We start from the raw sequence: 16,407 nt of genomic DNA on the forward strand, positions 1-16,407 counted from the left end.
GATGCCGGCCAACGGATCGACGGTTGGCGAACGAACCAGCGCAAAAAGGGAGCAGATGGGTATCTGCTCCCTTTGGTTGACCTTGGTCGGAGAAGTAAATTTTAGCGTTTGGAGAACTGGAACCGGCCGCGGGCACCCTTCTGGCCGTATTTCTTACGCTCTTTTTCACGCGGATCGCGTTTGACGAAGCCGGCCCGCTTGAGGGAGGGGCGCAGTTCCGGGTCAAAAAGAATCAGGGCCTTGGTAATGCCGTGGCGTACCGCTCCCGCCTGACCGGAGATGCCTCCACCGTGCACGTTGATGGTGATGTCAAACGCGTCCAGGTTGTCGGTCAGGGCCAACGGCTGCCGCAGGATCGTTCTTGCCGTTCCGACGGTAAAATACTCATCCACGGGACGGTCGTTAACGGTGATCACACCGCTTCCCGGCTTGATCCAGGTTCTTGCGATGGCGTTCTTTCGTTTTCCGGTTGCGTAATATGTTTTTTCTGTTGCCATGAAACTCCCCAGTAATCGACGCTAATTGGTTTCCCTAAAAGATTTAATTGACCTGCATGGTTTCCGGCTGCTGCGCTTCATGGGGATGCTGATCCCCGGCATAGACCTTGAGCTTTTTGAACAGTTTGCGCCCCAGGCTGTTTTTGGGCAGCATTCCCTTGACGGCAAAGCGAATCACATCCTCCGGCCGTTTTTCGATCAGCTTTTTGGCGGTAATGCTCTTCAACCCGCCGATATAGCCACTGTGACGGTAGTAGGTTTTCTGATCCATCTTCCGTCCGGTCAGGACCACTTTTTCGGCGTTGATCACCACAACCGAATCACCCAGGTCGGCATGGGGGGTGAAAAGCGGATTGTTTTTTCCGCGCAGGGCGGCGGCGATCCGAGTGGCCAGTCGACCAAGGACGGCGCCATCTGCGTCAACCACCCACCATTTGTTCTGATTGTCTGCGTTTGTTGCACTGTATGTATATTTTTTCACCGTTTGACTCCTGTCCGTTTCTTAGAATCCGGGAGTATTAATAGATAATCCATTGGGTGTCAAGGTCTATTTCCCCAATGTTGCCAGATGGGGGTTATTGTTTTGACATCAACGAAAAAGTCTGTAATCGTCCGCCACCATGGCACATCTTGAAATCGAGTTGAAATTTTTTATCACCGACCCGTCGGCATTGCCGGCACGCCTGGCGGCGGCCGGTGCCGTCCGCACGATTCCACGCACCTTCGAGCACAACGTGCGCTACGAAACCGAAGATGAGCGTCTGCTGCAAAGCCGATGTCTCCTGCGCCTGAGAAAAGACCGCATCACCACCCTGACCTTCAAGGCGCCGCCCCAAAGGGAGGACCCGCGTTTTAAAATCTACCGTGAACTGGAAGTGCAGGTCAGCGATTTTGCCACCATGGACACCATTTTGGAAGCCCTCGGCTTTACGCGCCGGCAGGTCTACCAGAAGTGGCGCGAAACCTGGCAACTCAGCGGTGCGACCCTCTGCATCGACACCATGCCCTTTGGCACATTCCTTGAAATCGAAGGCGACCCGGAAAGCATTACGGCCCTTGTCGAAACCTTCGGGCTGTGCTGGGAGCATCGGATCCGTTCCAGCTACCTGAAGATCTTTGCCGAACTGCGTGAGGCGGAGGATTGGCCGTTCACGGATGTGACGTTCGATAATTTTAAAGGCATCAAGGTGAATTTCAGCCGCCACCAGCATCGTTTCGAAGCCGGGGCCCCCTGAACGCCAACCGTGAAGCCCCCTTTCAGCAACGCGCCCATCTTTTCCGCAAGCGGACCCCGTTTGACCGTTAACCGCGGCAACCCCGTGTCCGCTATTTCTTGGAAACCGGTCCTTTGCAGGTCACCTGGGCATCCAGCCGGCCACCGGCTTCCACCACCAGGTCCCCGCAGACGACCTCACCGCTGCATTTTCCCGTGGATAAAATGATCAGCTGTCCCGACGTCTCCAGTCGGCCCTCGAACATGCCGCCGATGGTCAGGGTCTGAACCCGTGTGTCGGCCGCGACATGCCCGTTTTCACTGATAACGACGCTTTCGCCCTTAAGCGTGCCGGTTACCGTGCCCTTGACCACCAGGTTGCCCTTGCCCACCAGGGATCCGTCAACGGTCATGCCTTTGTCGATGATGGAAAACGTTTTGCCACTCTCTTTCACTGAAACGCTCCTGTCGCTGGGGCAAACCCGAAAAATGAAAATTTGGCTTTTGCGTACGCCTTAGGGCGCCGGCACCCCGCCCGCTTCCGATGAAATGGCCTCCTCAACGGTATCGGCCTGAGGTTCCGATCCCGTCGTTTCGGCCGGTGGTGGTGTTTCAGCTTCAGCCGGCGATGGTGGGGGAGCCGTTTTTGGCGCCGGCGCGGGCAGATCGGCAGCGGCGGTTTGCTCAACCATCAGCGCGCCGTTTTTATCGAAAATATAGACCGTGGCCGTTTGATAAACCGATGGATCCTTCGGTGACTGAACAGACAGATCCATATCGACAAATCTGGAAATCCGGAATGTGCGACCGCCCCTGCCGTCGGGCTTGCCATCGACCAGGGTCACATCCGGCAGTGCCAACCAGTGATCCGTTGGCACCTGCCCGCCGCCGAGGACCATCACTGCGCGTCCGGCGACTGGGACACGGCGGGACCCGGTATTGCGAATCCGAAATCGTGCCTGGATCCGTTTCGTGGCAGCATTGTATCGCACCGTGATGGCCCCGACCGCGACGGATGGAGATAATGTCTGCGGAGCTGTTGCCGATGGCGCCGACGATGGCTTGGCAGGCGTTGGTTGCGGCGTTTGTGGCGCTGGTAAATCAGCAAGCACAGCCGGTTTTTGGTCGGGTGGATGAACGCCCGCGGCGACCGGCGGCGCAGTGGCGTCGTGCGAAGCCTGGGATTCGGGGGGCGCCGGGGACAGTGCCGGGGGCGTGACCGACGGACGCGTCCCCTCAGCGGCTTTCTCAGTCACGACGCGTTCGTTATCGGTTTGGCCTGGAATGGCTGCAGCGGGCGATTCTTCACGCCGGGGTATTGGAAGGCCCGCCTTCTCCATACGTGCCTCGGCCAATACCAGTTCGGCGGAAATCAGTTCATGCTCATGCTTGAAATGGGCAGCCCGTTCCCTGGCTTCGGAAAGCTGGTCAAGGGTATGGGCATGGTTGACGTTCTGTACGGTCAACCGCCACCCAAGGCCAATGCAGAGCACACCGAGCAGAACCACCAGAACCACCAGCGCAATGGCAACCCCCTTGATGCGCCGGAACGGAATGATCCGCCCGTCATCTGCCACCAGCAACAGTTGCCATCGTTTTTCGGGTCGACTCATGGATTATGTTTCCGGTCCGGTCCGGCACCGGTGCACGTCCACCCGAACCGGATCCCGCTTTGCGGCCCCCAACCACTGTTGGGCATTGCCGCCGTTGATTGAAATTTCAAGCAACCCCCGGCTGCCGATGATGGCCAGGGGGGTGAGCGGCGGAACACTGTCGTAAGATGAGGCGATCCCGTGGATTGCCTGGCCGCCGACGTGCACCATCACCTGCTTGCGGTCGCTCCTGCCGACCAATCGGGCAATGTCGCTGGCATGAATCGTGGTCAAGAGGTTGCCAAAATGATCCGCAGCCACCACGCTCCCCTCCAGGCAAGCCGCGCCTTTGAACCGGCTGCCGGGAACGATACCGCGCACCAGCTGAGGCCGGTCGACCGGCGGCCCCAGTTCGTCAAGGCCCCGGCCTGCCGCCAGGTGGGCGGCAACCGGCGCGAAAATATCGCGGCCATGGAACGTCCGGCTCACCGGTTTCAGAAAATGGCGCTGGTTTTCGACATACACCGCGGAGGCTGCCGGCCGGTCGGCCAATACCCTGTCGAGCAGCCCGTTGTCGGGCGCCACAAACCGGTGGCCGCCACACTCGACGGCCAGGATCCGGCGTTTCCCGCCGACCCCCGGATCGATTACTGCCACGTGAACGCTGCCCGCCGGGAAATAGGTGTATGCCGCGGCAAGGACATAGGCCCCGTGGGTCACATCCTGGGGATCGATGCCGTGAGTGATATCCACGACCGTTGCCCGGGGGTGAATCGAAGCGACGACGCCTTTCATCACGCCCACATATTCGTCCCGCAGGCCAAAGTCCGTAAGCAGGGTAATGAGGCTCATGGGCACCTCTTTTTCCTGGATCGCCCAGCGACACCGCGTATAGCCGGCAGTAGCGGCCGCACGCCGGTCAAAACAGTTTCTGCTGAACGGGTAGTCCCAGATGACGGTAGGCCAGATCGGATGCCCGCCGCCCGGATGACGTCCGGGTCACCATACCGATCTTGAGCAGGTATGGCTCGACCACATCCACCAGGGTGTCGCTCTCTTCCTGAAGGGTGGCGGAAATGGCTTCGATACCCACCGGACCGCCGCCATAAAAATCGATGATCGTCTTCAGGTAACGCCGATCCAGATGGGTGAGCCCCTTGGCATCGACCCCTTCCAGTGCCAGGGCCGCCTCTACCGTATCCCGGTTAATGGTGCCGTCGGCGCGAACCTGGGCATAGTCCCGAACCCGTTTGAGCAACCGGTTGACGATGCGTGGGGTTCCCCGGGAGCGTCTGGCCAGTTCCCCGGCGCCGGGCGTGTCAATGGTCACCTCCAGAAGCGCCGCCGAGCGGATGGTAATGCTCACCAGATCCTCGAGCCCGTAAAAATCAAGGCTGCGAAAAATACCGAAGCGGTCCCGTAGCGGTGCCGACAACAGGCCCACCCGGGTGGTGGCCCCCACCAGGGTAAATCGTTTAAGCCGGTAACGGTGGCTACGGGCATGGATGCCCTTGTCGAAAACAAAATCCACGGCAAAGTCTTCCATGGCCGGATAGAGAAACTCCTCCACCGTTTTGGGCGTGCGGTGGATTTCATCCACGAAAAGCACATCCGCTTCGCCCAGGTGGGTCAGGATCCCGATCAGGTCACCGCCTTTTTCCAGGGCCGGACCCGATGTGACCGTCAGGGCACCGCCCATTTCGTTGGCGATAATATGCGCCAGGGTGGTTTTGCCCAGTCCCGGCGGACCGTGGAAAAGGACATGTTCAAGGGGTTCCTCCCTTATTTTGGCCGCTTCAATGGCAATTTTGAGGGTTTCCACCACCTCGGCCTGGCCCACGTATTCGTGCAGTCGCTCCGGGCGCAGGGAGAGGATCTCCGCATCGCGGTCGGCAGGTTGCATGGCGCCATCGACAATGGCCATGTCCGTTGATCGGTGGGTGAGAATTGAATCCGCCATCAGTATACGATCCATCCTTGCGGCCAGCCGGCATGGGGCATCCGGCACAAAAGAAAACGGGCTTACTCTTGTCGTTGCCCGCGGTAGATTTCGTCAAACAACTGTTCGGCCGTGGAGATGGCCGTGTTGCGCTTGATGGCCGCACCGATCATTTCCCGGGCATCGGTTGTCTTGTAACCCAGCTGTGAGATGAGCACATCCATGACCATCTCAATAAAATCCTCGTCCACCGGCATTTGCGCATCACCGCTTTCGTGCCGGATCAGGGCGAACTTGTTCATTTTTCCCTTGAGCGAAGCCACGATCTTATGGGCGGTGCGGTCACCGATCCCGCTCAACTGTTTCAGCGTTTTGACATCACCACTTTCAATGGCATGGGCGATATCGCCAACGGAAATATTCAGCGCCTTGACCGCTTTAAGCGGTCCGATGGCTTCCACCGTAATGAACGATTGGAAAAATTCCTTCTCCGCCTCAAGGTTGAAGCCGATCAATACCGGTTTGGGCTGTCTTTCGGTCTGGTAATAATAGATGTACAGGGAGACTTCATCGCCAATGGTTTTCTGGGCAAGGGTCTCCATCACCACCACCGGGACCAGGATCTCGTACCCCACATGGTTTACCAGAAGCAGAATCCGGTCCGGCTCCTTTTTCATCAACCGGCCCTCAAGATATCCAATCATGTTTTTTTATCCAGCAGTCCGCCAACAACAAAAAGGTTATCGTGCATGGTGCCGGAACAGCCCGATCAACGCCAGTCCCAGCGCGTCCGATGCATGAAACGGTCGAATGGGGGCAGCCATGCCCAAGGTATGCCGAACGGCCCGTTCCAACTGCGCTTTGGAAGCATTTCCGTTTCCCGTGAGGATCTGCTTGGCCTGACGCACCGGCACTTCGGCGAGTTCAACCCCGGACTGAGTTCCGGCCAGCAAAATGACCCCGCACACTTTGCCCAGAACTATGCCCGACTTGGGAAATTTTTCAAGGGAAAAGACATCCTCGACCACCATGAGATCAGGTGTTTCCTCATCCAACACCTGACGAATCCGGTTGTAGATCGACTCCAGACGGCAGGCCATGATCTCTGTTTTGGCAGTCGAAATACTCCCGTAGGCATAACTGTTGACCGTCAGACCGCGACCCTGCACAATACCGATGCCCGTATCGGCCAGTCCCGGATCAATGCCGATCACCTTGATCATGGACAATTATCGGTCCCGGCCTACAGCATCCGGGTTGTTCAAAAAATTACCAATGGCCTCGGTGGGTTGGGGGTCGTTCACATCGATTCCAGTTTTTGTTTGGCCGCGGCGGCTTCACTGGTCCCCGGATGCTTGGCAATCAGTTCCTTGAGGATCAGGCGCGCATTATTGGTTTCGCCGATGTTCGCAAAGGCGAGGGCCTGCTTGAGCAGCGCTGCGGGAAGCTTATTCCCGGAAGGATAATTCTCGATCACTTTCTGGTATTCAAGAATCGCTTTCTCGTACCACTTTTCGTGATAGTAGCTCTCCGCGATCCAGAACTGGGCGTTATCGGCGTTCGTGGAGTTGGGGAAATCGGCAATCAGTTTTTCGAATCCACTGCGGGCAGCGTCCATATTTCCCTCGTCAAACGCTTTTTTTGCCGTCGCATACAGTGCGGTGTCGGTTTGCGATTCGCCGCCGGCGGCGGGTTCGACCGGTTTATTCACAGGAGTTGCGGCAGGCGCCGGTGCTGGCGTTTGGCCCGCCTTCTTTTTGGAAGACTGCTCCAATATGGTCAACCGTTTCTGCATCGCTGCCAGATCGGTGGCCATGCGATCCAATCTGGACTGACCGCTGGACTGGTGGCTCTCCACCCCCTGCAGCTTCTGTTTGAGCAGATATTCCATCTCGTCCAGCCGGCCGGACAGCAGCTGCCGCTGATCCTGATAGGCCTGCAACTGGGCTGCCAGTTCGGCGTACTGGCTCCGCAGCGCCATGGCGTCATCCGCTTGATTCTGATCCAGGCTGGAGGTTTCCGCCTTGGCCGCCAAAAGGGCCTCAGCCTGTTTCTGCAAGGCACGGTTCCGGTTTTCCAGCTCCAGGCTGTGGCGCTCCAGCGCAGCGACACGATGATCCAGGGTGTAGACGTCTTCCTGAAGGGCGCAACTGCAGAGAAACCCAGCCGCCACCAATCCGATCCACCATTTTTTGGTTTGCATATTCACCTTCCCATGATGCCGCCGGCTCAGTAACGACGCATAGCGGCCGCGATGTTCGTCCGCCCTAAGGGCTCGCGCAAAAATAACTTCACATTTTCAGCGCCCATCCGTCCCGCTCAGCGGCGTTGCGAAAACACGGAATATGCCTGATATTCCTTTGTCTTCGCGCCTTGCGGAGTGGGCGCCTGAACACTGACAATTTGCGAAATTATTTTTGCGCGAACCCTAAGCAGAATATGCAGCAACGGCGGACATAAAGGCCGATTGCTGCATATTCGATGGTCAGCATTAACGTTGGGCGCCGGTTCCGGTGGGCGAAATCCTCACCCGTTACCGCGGAATCGACCTTCCGGTAGAAAAATCCGCGCAGGCAGGACCAACCCATCCTCTTGCCAGCTTACGATCCGAACCGCTGGGTTACTCCAGGACAAAGGCGGCGCGCCGGTTTTTGGTCCACGCCTCTTCGTTATGGGCCGGGTCAACGGGTTTTTCCTCACCATAGCTGATGGTGGTCAGGCGGGCTGCAGGAATACCCAGATTAATGAGAAACGATCTGGCACTATCGGCACGGCGTTCTCCCAGCGCCAGGTTGTAGGCGTTGGTACCCCGCTCATCGCAATGGCCTTCAATCACCACACTGGCATCCGAATTGGTACGCAGCCACATCGCTTTTTCCTTCAACACATCCTGTGCGGTCATGCTGAGTACCGCCGAGTCGAAGTCAAAGTAGACATTCTCGTCGAGGAAACGGTTTTTGGCCATCATCAAGTCACGCTCCATGGCCTCAGCCTTCAGTTTCGCGGCCCGTTCGGCAGCCAGACGTTCCTCTTCCAATGCCCGCTGTTTTTCCAGCTCGGCCTGGCGGGCCGCCTCGTCTTCGGCGCTCGTGTCAACGGCCGGTTCGGCAACAACCGCTTTCTTGGCACAGGATACGCTGAATAGCATGGCAGGAATAATGAGCAACATCGCCAGGATGATCCATTTTCTTTTCATCTTTTTCTCCTCCTTTGTTCAATACCGGTACGGTTTCATGGGTTTAGGATATTCGGAGACCACTTGGGATTGGTCTGCTCACCGGGCAAAGTGAGCAAACGTCGCTGGTCGGTTCCATAAGCGGTCATCACGTAAATCCTGCTTTTCCCCTCACGCGTTGAACCGAAAGCAATCAGGCTGCCGTCGGGGGACCATGTCGGTGCCTCGTTGCTTCCCTGATTCTCTGTAAGCTGGGTCGGTTCGCCACCTTCGGGGTTTATGGCAAAAATATCGAGGACACCACTTCTCATGGCAGAATATGCGATCTTGTCTCCTGAAGGAGACCAGCTCGGCTGGGTATTGTAGCGACCCTCGAAGGTCAATCGCTGCACCCTTCCGGAAACGGTATCATAAATGTAAATCTGTGGATTGCCGGATCGCCTGGATACAAACGCCATGCGCTTGCCATCGGGGGACCATGTTGGCTCGACGTCGATCCCCTCCATATTTGTCAATCTTTTAATCACTTTCCCATTTCCGGTCAACAAATAAATTTCCTGATCACCGGAAAAAGATAGGCTGGCAGCCAGTTCGAACGAACCGGGAACCCACGCCGGCGTCATCTGCAGTTTGGGTTTCCGTATCTTGGCAATCCGTTTTTCACGGACATGCCGGATGTAGATGCGCGGTTTTTTCTCCGCATAGGTGGTATAGGCGATCCAGCTCCCGTCGGATGACCAGTCGGGAAACAGGGAAATGCTCCGATGATGGGTGAACGGGGTGATGTTGCGACCGTCGAAATCGCATAGGTAGATCTCCTTGTTGCCGGAGCCGTTGGAAACGAAAGCCAGCTTTGAATCAAAGAAGCCATGGCTTCCGAAAATGGTGTACACCACCTCACTGCAAAACCTCCGTGCCACCCGTTGGTGGTCGTCGATGGCTCCCCGATAGCGTTTGCCGAGCAGCATCTTCTCCTTGACCGTATCGAAGAGACGCAGCTCGAACTCAGCATCGCCATCACTGACTGCCACCTTGCCGGTCACCAGCAGTTCGGCACCGATCGCCGTCCAATTGCGATAGCGGATGCCCGATCCGGTGATGTTCATGGTTTGGGGGTTCTCCAGAAACGCGCCTGGGTCGCTGATGGTGAAATATCCTGTAAAATCTAAATAATACGATATAAGTTGAGATGCTTGCCGGGCCACTGGGGCAGCCGTTGAATCCTGGCCGTCAGTTTGAAATGTCGGCACGGCAATCGGCGTTTTGCGCAAAAAGGGATTGGAAATGTCGATATAATTATACGAAGCGGCAGCGGCCGGTTGCGGCAACAGCATCAAAACCATCACGACCAGCATGGCGCACAGTCGGTGTTGAATCATCATCGGCATACAATCCTTCGGTTGTTGGGTGTTGTTCGCATGCATCGTCAGGAAATAGGGATCAGCGGATACCCTGGGGTGTGAAGCGGATCCCCATCTCCACATATGGCAGGTTGAGACCGGACGGATGCGGATCCACCGGGTTGGACTTGACGATGGCCTTGTAGCCCGATTCGTCAAGATACGTACTTCCCGATCGGTCCGTAAAGAAGATGTCCCGGATCTCACCGTTTGGCATCACCTTGAAAACAATCGCCGAGGCCAGGGAGCGGTCACCGCCGGACAACTGTTCGTTAAAGGCCCAATTTTTCTGGATCTGGAAAGCCACTTCGATGCGATACAGATCGATCAGTTCAGCGCTTCGCTTACCGTCTTCATTGAACGGCCCCGGGGTGGCCCCTGCCTTGCCGGTGGACGTACCGCGGCCCTCACCCCCCCCTTTTGCCGACGCTGCCGATTTGGCGGCCTCGACCTTGCCCACCTCCTGGCGCAGCCGGTTCAGGGCCGATTTTAGATCTTCCGGGGATGCGGCCTGCGCCTCAGGGGCGGCGGGCGTTTTAACCACCTTCGTCTCCAGCTGTTCGATGGCCTTCTTGACCACCTGGGTGGACTTAAAGGTTTTGTGTTTCAGCGATGTCTTGGGTTTCGGTGGCGTCGGGAAAGGGGTAACGGCGGGTTTGGCCGTCTTCTTAACCGCCTTTTTAACCGGTTTTGGTGGCGGCGCCGGTTTGACATCGGCAGTTTTTTTGGCGGCCGGCGGTTTCCGGTCCGCGCTGGCCGATGAAGCGGTTCCGCTGGCATCTTTTTTCATGGAAACCATGCTGACACTGATCACGGAGCGGGGCTGGGGCCGATCAAAACGCAGGCTGGGTGTTACCACAAACAGGGCCAGAAACACCATATGGCAAACCAGGGAAATGGCAACGGGATAAGCCAACGACATCTGGCCGTCGGCCTTTCGCCCATCGCTGAAAGACACCGGCACACGAACGTTCGTTCTCATCAGCCTTTCTTACCGGACATCGGGTCAGTGGCGGGCTCGTCAAAGGGGTCGGTCACCATCCCCAGTTTTTCAACGCCGGCCGCCTTGATTTCGGCCATCACGGAAACCACCATGCCGTAGGAAACGTCCTTGTCGGCCCGGAAGAAAACCTCCCGATCGGTCTGCCCCTGCAGAATCTTCTCCAGCTTGTCCCTGAGAAAGTCCATGCGGACCTGGAAGTCATTGATGTATACGTTGCTCTCCCGGTCGATGGTCACGGTGATATTCTCCTTTTCCGTAACCATGGGTTTGGCACTCACTTCAGGAAGGGCGACATCGACCCCCTGAACCATCATGGGGGCGGTAACCATGAAAATGATCAAAAGGACCAGCATAACATCCACGAAGGGGGTGACGTTGATATCCGACATGAGCCGGTCGCTGCCGCTGCCAATGGCCATGTTTCCTCCTTTGGCTCAAGGATTACCTTAGAATGTCCCGATCGAGGATATTCAGAAAATCCGCGGAAAAACTGTGCAGTTCGGTTTCGATGACGCGAATCTTCTGCATGAAATGGTTGAACGCAATCACGGCGGGAATCGCCACGGCCAACCCGGCTGCCGTGGCCACCAGGGCCTCCGAGATACCCGGGGCCACAACGGCGAGACTGGCCGAACCGCGCTGGCCGATACCATGGAAGGAGTTCATGATCCCCCATACGGTGCCGAACAGCCCGATAAACGGAGTGGTGTTGCCGGTGGTGGCCAGAAACGGTACCATCTGGCCAAGCCGTGTCATCTCTGTGTTGATGGCCCGGCGAAGGGCACGCTTGACATTGCCGCTTCCCGAAAACTCATGTCGCAGGGAGGAGGTTTCATCGGGTACGCCACTCTCCTCTCCCGGTTTCCCGCTGGTATTGAGCTTGCGCAGTTCGGCATATCCGATTCTGAAAATCCGGGCGACCGGGCTGCCACCGAGCTGTTTGGCCTTGGTATACGCACCCGCCAGGTCCCGGCTCTTCCAGAAATAGTCGATGAAGATGTCCGATTCCTTAAACGCCTTACGGATGTAACGCATTTTGATGATGATGATCGACCATGACATTACGGAAAAGAACAACAGCAGCAACAACACAAATTTCACCATCAGGCTCGCGTTGCTGATAATATGAATATAATCCATCTGGTTAGCACCCATTCATTTTTCTCCAATCAGTGGATGGCGGGCATTCGTCGATTTTTTGCAGGCATTGATGCGAAGTCATGTGAAACCCGGCAAGACAGCTTCCAACCCCTTGAAAAAGTGCCTGTATAACTATACAAGCCATCCAGCGGTGTCAAGCGGTTTGACGTTTGAAGCACCGTTACATAAGGCTTTGCGGAAGGTGAGGCACCCTGCCGCTCACCGATTCCGGTATCACCTCTGCCGTCTTGCACGCCGGCGCCACTTCCAACGACAATCAACCAACGAGGTCTGTCATGAATCGAGTTACCGAGTTCCTCTTCGAAGCCATGCTGCTCAAACGGGTGCATCGCACCGGCTACCAGTTTCTGGGCCCAGGCCAAGAATCCGTTGCCGAACACACCTTTGCGGTGATGTGCATCGCCTGGACGCTAGCCCAATTGACCCCGCAAGCGGACCAGAAACGGCTCCTGGCCATGTGCCTGGTCCACGATCTGCCCGAGGCGCGCATGGGCGATCTCAACTATGTTCAAAAACACTATGTCACCGCCGATGAAACATCGGCCGTGGCGCATTTGACCCGGGGGCTTCCCTTTGGCGCCGATATAAAGGAACTGATCGATGAATTCAATGCCCGCGAAACCCTCGAGGCCCGTCTGGCCAACGACGCCGACCAACTGGCGTTCCTGCTTGACCTGAAGTCTCTTTCGGACATGGGGTATGCCGCACCGGAAAAGTGGGCCAGCCATGTTCAGGAGCGCCTTAAAACTTCTGCAGGCGTGGAACTTTCTGAAAGCATTAGCAAAACTGAATGGGATTCATGGTGGCTGAAAATTTTCTCTTGACAGCGCCCCAGAGCAGCAATAAGTATTTATCCTTGTTCAAAATTTTCGGCAATCACTTACAAACGGGAGGCGACAATGAACTGGATTACCGGTACGCTGGGGTCATCCATCGGTAAAAAACTGATGATGGCCATCACGGGGTTTAGTTTCTGCGGATTCCTGGCTGCTCACCTGGCCGGCAATCTGACCATCTACGGGGGTAAGGATGCATTTAATGCCTATGCCGCCCATCTTCACGCCTTGGGGCCGTTGATCACGGTGGCGGAACTGGGGTTGCTGACCTTCGCGCTGGTTCATGTGATCACCGGCGTGACCCTCTTTCTGGGGAACCTCAAAGCCCGACCGGTGCGCTACGCCGTCAACAAATCGGCCGGCGGTCGGACCCTCGGTTCGGCCACCATGCCATACACCGGTGGTATCCTGCTGGCCTTCATCGTTTTTCACCTGATGAATTTTCATTTTGTGGATAAAACCAATACCACCATTTTTGCCATCGTTTCAAATGCCTTCACCAGTCCGGCGTATGTGGCCATCTACATCGTGGCCATGGTCGCCGCAGCCATTCATGTCAGTCACGGATTCTGGAGCGCCTTTCAGACCGTTGGGGCCAACCACCCCAAATACATGCCGCTTCTTAAAATCCTGAGCATCGCATTTGCCGTGATCGTCGGCATCGGGTTCGGTTTTCTGCCCGTCTATATTTTCCTGCTGGCCTGATTCGGCTGCGGCCATTGGATAACCACGCAACGGGGCCATCGCACCCCTAACTAAGTCCAGAAAGGAAATACCATGGCACTTGATGCAAAAATTCCCGGAGGACCGATCGCCGAGAAATGGGATCGGCACCGTTTTGAACTGAAGCTGGTCAATCCGGCCAACAAGCGCAAATTCGATATTATTGTCGTCGGCACCGGCTTGGCCGGCGGATCGGCATCGGCCACCCTGGCCGAGCTGGGTTACAACGTCAAGACCTTCTGTATTCAGGACAGCCCGCGCCGGGCCCACAGCATTGCGGCCCAGGGCGGCATCAACGCGGCGAAGAACTATCCCAACGACGGCGACAGCATCTGGCGGCTCTTCTACGATACGGTCAAGGGCGGCGATTTCCGGGCCCGTGAGGCCAATGTCTATCGCCTGGCGCAGGTGAGCAACGACATCATCGACCAGTGTGTGGCCCAGGGAATCCCCTTTGCCCGGGATTACGGCGGCCTTCTGGCCAACCGCTCCTTTGGCGGCGCCCAGGTGTCCAGAACGTTCTATGCCCGCGGCCAGACCGGACAGCAACTGCTCTTGGGCGCCTACAGCGCCATGATGCGGCAGGTGGCGGCAGGAAAAGTAAAGATGTTTCCCCGCCGGGAAATGCTCGATGTGGTCGTTGTCGACGGCCATGCCAAGGGCATCATCGTGCGTAACCTGATCAGCGGCGAAGTCGAGCGCCATGCGGCCGATGCCGTGGTGCTGTGCACCGGCGGCTATGGCAACGTCTTTTTTCTCTCCACCAATGCCATGGCGTCCAATGTGACCGCTGCATACCGGGCCTATAAAAAAGGCGCCTTTTTCGCCAATCCCTGCTTTACCCAGATTCACCCCACCTGTATCCCGGTTCACGGCAGCTACCAGAGCAAACTGACCCTGATGAGCGAGAGCCTGCGCAACGACGGCCGGGTCTGGGTGCCCAAGAATCCGGGGGATAAACGGACGCCCGACCAGATTCCCGAGGCGGAACGCGACTACTATCTGGAGCGCAAGTACCCCAGCTTCGGAAACCTGGTTCCCCGGGACGTGGCCTCACGCAACGCCAAGGAGCAGTGTGACCAGGGCAAGGGCGTGGGCGAAACCGGTCTGGCCGTCTACCTCGATTTTGCCGATGCGATCCAGCGCGACGGCAAGGACGTGATCGAGAAAAAATACGGTAACCTGTTTCAGATGTACGAAAAAATCACCGCCGACAACCCTTACGAAACCCCCATGATGATCTACCCGGCGATCCACTACACCATGGGCGGCCTGTGGGTGGATTACAACCTGATGAGCAGCCTGCCCGGCCTTTTCGTCCTCGGCGAAGCCAACTTCTCCGACCATGGCGCCAACCGCCTGGGTGCCAGCGCGTTGATGCAGGGGTTGGCCGACGGGTACTTCGTCCTGCCCTACACCATCGGCGGTTATCTGGCCGGAACGCCCAAGGCGGACATTACCACCGGCCACAAAGCCTTTGACGAGTCGGAAAAAATCGTCACCGGCCGCATTGATCGCCTGCTGGGGATCAACGGCAAACGCACCGTGGATGATTTCCACAAACACCTGGGACGCATCATGTGGGAATACTGCGGCATGGCACGCACCAATGAGGGACTGGCCATGGCGCAGAAGATGGTCCAGGAACTGCGGGATGAATTCTGGAAAAATGTGAAGATCCCGGGCAACTCGGCTGACTTCAACCAAAGCCTGGAACGGGCCGGCCGCGTAGCCGACTTCCTGGAATTTGCCGAACTGATGCTCATCGACGCCCTGGACCGTCAGGAATCCTGCGGTGGTCATTTCAACGAACGTTACCAGACCGAAGAGAATGAGGCCCTTCGCGATGACGACAATTTCTGCCATGCGGCCGCCTGGGAATATACAGGTGATGGAAAGCCGCCGGCATTTCACAAAGAGCCTTTGGCATTTGAAAACGTCAAACTTACGCAAAGGAGTTACAAGTGACAAAGACCATCGATCTGACACTCAAAGTGTGGCGCCAGAAAGGGGCGAAGGATAAGGGGCGGTTTGAAACCTACCACGCCAATAACATATCGACGGACATGTCATTCCTTGAAATGCTGGATGTGGTCAACGAACAGCTGGCCGTCGACGGAAAAGAGCCCATCGCCTTTGACCATGACTGCCGGGAGGGCATCTGCGGCATGTGCGGCTGCGTGGTCAACGGCCGTGCGCATGGTTCAGAAAAAGGAACCACCCTCTGCCAACTGCACATGCGCCACTTTGAAAGCGGCGACACCATTGCCATCGAACCTTTCCGGGCCATGGCCTTCAAGGTAATCAAGGATTTGGCCGTGGATCGCAGTGCCCTGGACAAAATTATCCAGGCTGGTGGCTACATTTCGGTAAGTACCGGCGGTGCCCAGGATGCCAATGCCATTCCGGTTTCCCAGGAGATGGCCGACCTGGCCATGGATGCGGCCCAGTGCATCGGATGCGGGGCCTGTGTGGCCTCCTGCCCCAATGCGTCGGCCATGCTGTTCACCAGTGCCAAGGTTTCCCAGCTGGCCCTTTTGCCCCAGGGACGTCCCGAGGCCGCCAAACGCGCTTTGAATATGGTCCGCACCATGGATGCGCTGGGTTTCGGCAATTGTACCAATGAAACCGAATGTGAAGCCGAATGCCCCAAGGAAATCTCCATCACCAACATCGCCCGCTTGAACCGGGAGTATCTGAAAAGCAGTTTCCTTTCCGGATCCATGTAGTCCATTCGATTTTCCCGGCGGGGAGGGCTCCATCCTCGCCGGGAATTGACTTTCCTGATGATTGGCGGCCCGGGCTCCTTTTTAAGCGCCCTTTCTTCCCCCCCGTCCCTTTTTCGCCGCAAAAAATCGCCGGACATTG

19 protein-coding genes are annotated in these 16,407 nt (G+C 57.0%); 5 read left to right on the top strand and 14 right to left on the bottom strand.

Annotated elements, in window-relative coordinates:
• Window positions 1-101: 101 nt before the first annotated feature.
• Both rpsI and rplM read right to left on the bottom strand, forming a co-directional pair.
• Window positions 102-497 (bottom strand): 30S ribosomal protein S9, encoded by a 396-nt coding sequence (rpsI, locus tag GN112_RS10305; protein ID WP_155310141.1) that lies wholly within the window; start codon window positions 495-497, stop codon window positions 102-104.
• A 43-nt stretch (window positions 498-540) separates the two neighbouring features.
• The gene (gene rplM, locus GN112_RS10310; protein WP_155310142.1) at window positions 541-978 is read right to left on the bottom strand and encodes a 50S ribosomal protein L13; all 438 of its coding nucleotides are present in this window, start codon (window positions 976-978) and stop codon (window positions 541-543) included.
• Window positions 979-1,117: 139 nt separating this feature from the next.
• On the opposite strand from rplM, the gene cyaB reads away from it, so the two are divergent.
• On the top strand, window positions 1,118-1,732 hold the full coding sequence (gene cyaB / locus GN112_RS10315; RefSeq protein ID WP_155310143.1) for a class IV adenylate cyclase: 615 nt from the start codon (window positions 1,118-1,120) through the stop codon (window positions 1,730-1,732).
• Between the two features lie 91 nt (window positions 1,733-1,823).
• Here cyaB and GN112_RS10320 read toward each other — a convergent pair whose 3' ends face one another.
• The 12 genes from GN112_RS10320 to tolQ form a co-directional block, all read right to left on the bottom strand.
• Window positions 1,824-2,165 carry a bactofilin family protein gene (locus tag GN112_RS10320; protein WP_155310144.1) on the bottom strand — a complete coding sequence of 114 codons (342 nt, stop codon included), beginning with the start codon at window positions 2,163-2,165 and terminating at the stop codon, window positions 1,824-1,826.
• A gap of 60 nt (window positions 2,166-2,225) precedes the next feature.
• Complete coding sequence (locus GN112_RS10325) at window positions 2,226-3,323, bottom strand: hypothetical protein (RefSeq protein ID WP_155310145.1); 1,098 nt, start codon at window positions 3,321-3,323, stop codon at window positions 2,226-2,228.
• A gap of 3 nt (window positions 3,324-3,326) precedes the next feature.
• Complete coding sequence (locus GN112_RS10330; RefSeq protein ID WP_155310146.1) at window positions 3,327-4,154, bottom strand: SAM hydrolase/SAM-dependent halogenase family protein; 828 nt, start codon at window positions 4,152-4,154, stop codon at window positions 3,327-3,329.
• Between the two features lie 67 nt (window positions 4,155-4,221).
• Window positions 4,222-5,262, bottom strand: a complete 1,041-nt coding sequence (gene ruvB / locus GN112_RS10335) for a Holliday junction branch migration DNA helicase RuvB (protein ID WP_155310147.1) — start codon at window positions 5,260-5,262, stop codon at window positions 4,222-4,224.
• Window positions 5,263-5,324: 62 nt separating this feature from the next.
• Entirely contained in the window at window positions 5,325-5,945 is a 621-nt protein-coding gene (ruvA, locus tag GN112_RS10340) for a Holliday junction branch migration protein RuvA (RefSeq protein ID WP_155310148.1), read from the bottom strand.
• Between the two features lie 36 nt (window positions 5,946-5,981).
• Entirely contained in the window at window positions 5,982-6,464 is a 483-nt protein-coding gene (locus tag GN112_RS10345; RefSeq protein WP_155314196.1) for a crossover junction endodeoxyribonuclease RuvC, read from the bottom strand.
• 77 nt (window positions 6,465-6,541) lie between these two features.
• Window positions 6,542-7,444: a tol-pal system protein YbgF gene (ybgF, locus tag GN112_RS10350; protein WP_231716984.1), complete on the bottom strand. Its 903-nt coding sequence runs from the start codon at window positions 7,442-7,444 to the stop codon at window positions 6,542-6,544.
• Between the two features lie 417 nt (window positions 7,445-7,861).
• Window positions 7,862-8,437 (bottom strand): peptidoglycan-associated lipoprotein Pal, encoded by a 576-nt coding sequence (pal, locus tag GN112_RS10355; RefSeq protein WP_155310149.1) that lies wholly within the window; start codon window positions 8,435-8,437, stop codon window positions 7,862-7,864.
• A 35-nt stretch (window positions 8,438-8,472) separates the two neighbouring features.
• Window positions 8,473-9,798, bottom strand: a complete 1,326-nt coding sequence (gene tolB, locus GN112_RS10360; RefSeq protein WP_231716985.1) for a Tol-Pal system beta propeller repeat protein TolB — start codon at window positions 9,796-9,798, stop codon at window positions 8,473-8,475.
• Between the two features lie 58 nt (window positions 9,799-9,856).
• Window positions 9,857-10,798, bottom strand: a complete 942-nt coding sequence (locus GN112_RS10365; RefSeq protein ID WP_155310150.1) for a TonB C-terminal domain-containing protein — start codon at window positions 10,796-10,798, stop codon at window positions 9,857-9,859.
• Window positions 10,798-11,238 carry a protein TolR gene (gene tolR / locus GN112_RS10370; protein WP_155310151.1) on the bottom strand — a complete coding sequence of 147 codons (441 nt, stop codon included), beginning with the start codon at window positions 11,236-11,238 and terminating at the stop codon, window positions 10,798-10,800. Before tolR ends, GN112_RS10365 begins: the two co-directional genes overlap by 1 nt.
• Before the next feature lie 22 nt (window positions 11,239-11,260).
• A complete protein-coding gene (gene tolQ, locus GN112_RS10375) occupies window positions 11,261-11,974 on the bottom strand; it encodes a protein TolQ (protein ID WP_155310152.1) in 714 nt (237 codons plus the stop codon).
• Between the two features lie 281 nt (window positions 11,975-12,255).
• Between tolQ and GN112_RS10380 the strand changes: the two genes are divergently transcribed.
• The 4 genes from GN112_RS10380 (at window position 12,256) to GN112_RS10395 (ending at window position 16,268) form a co-directional block, all read left to right on the top strand.
• Window positions 12,256-12,804, top strand: a complete 549-nt coding sequence (locus GN112_RS10380; RefSeq protein WP_155310153.1) for an HD domain-containing protein — start codon at window positions 12,256-12,258, stop codon at window positions 12,802-12,804.
• A gap of 75 nt (window positions 12,805-12,879) precedes the next feature.
• Window positions 12,880-13,521 carry a succinate dehydrogenase cytochrome b subunit gene (locus GN112_RS10385; RefSeq protein ID WP_155310154.1) on the top strand — a complete coding sequence of 214 codons (642 nt, stop codon included), beginning with the start codon at window positions 12,880-12,882 and terminating at the stop codon, window positions 13,519-13,521.
• 72 nt (window positions 13,522-13,593) lie between these two features.
• The gene (locus tag GN112_RS10390; RefSeq protein ID WP_155310155.1) at window positions 13,594-15,507 is read left to right on the top strand and encodes a fumarate reductase/succinate dehydrogenase flavoprotein subunit; all 1,914 of its coding nucleotides are present in this window, start codon (window positions 13,594-13,596) and stop codon (window positions 15,505-15,507) included.
• Entirely contained in the window at window positions 15,504-16,268 is a 765-nt protein-coding gene (locus GN112_RS10395; protein WP_155310156.1) for a succinate dehydrogenase/fumarate reductase iron-sulfur subunit, read from the top strand. The genes GN112_RS10390 and GN112_RS10395 overlap by 4 nt, the downstream gene beginning before the upstream one ends.
• Window positions 16,269-16,407 lie beyond the last annotated feature (139 nt).

The sequence above is a fragment of the Desulfosarcina ovata subsp. ovata genome (assembly GCF_009689005.1).
GTDB classification, from domain to species: domain Bacteria; phylum Desulfobacterota; class Desulfobacteria; order Desulfobacterales; family Desulfosarcinaceae; genus Desulfosarcina; species Desulfosarcina ovata.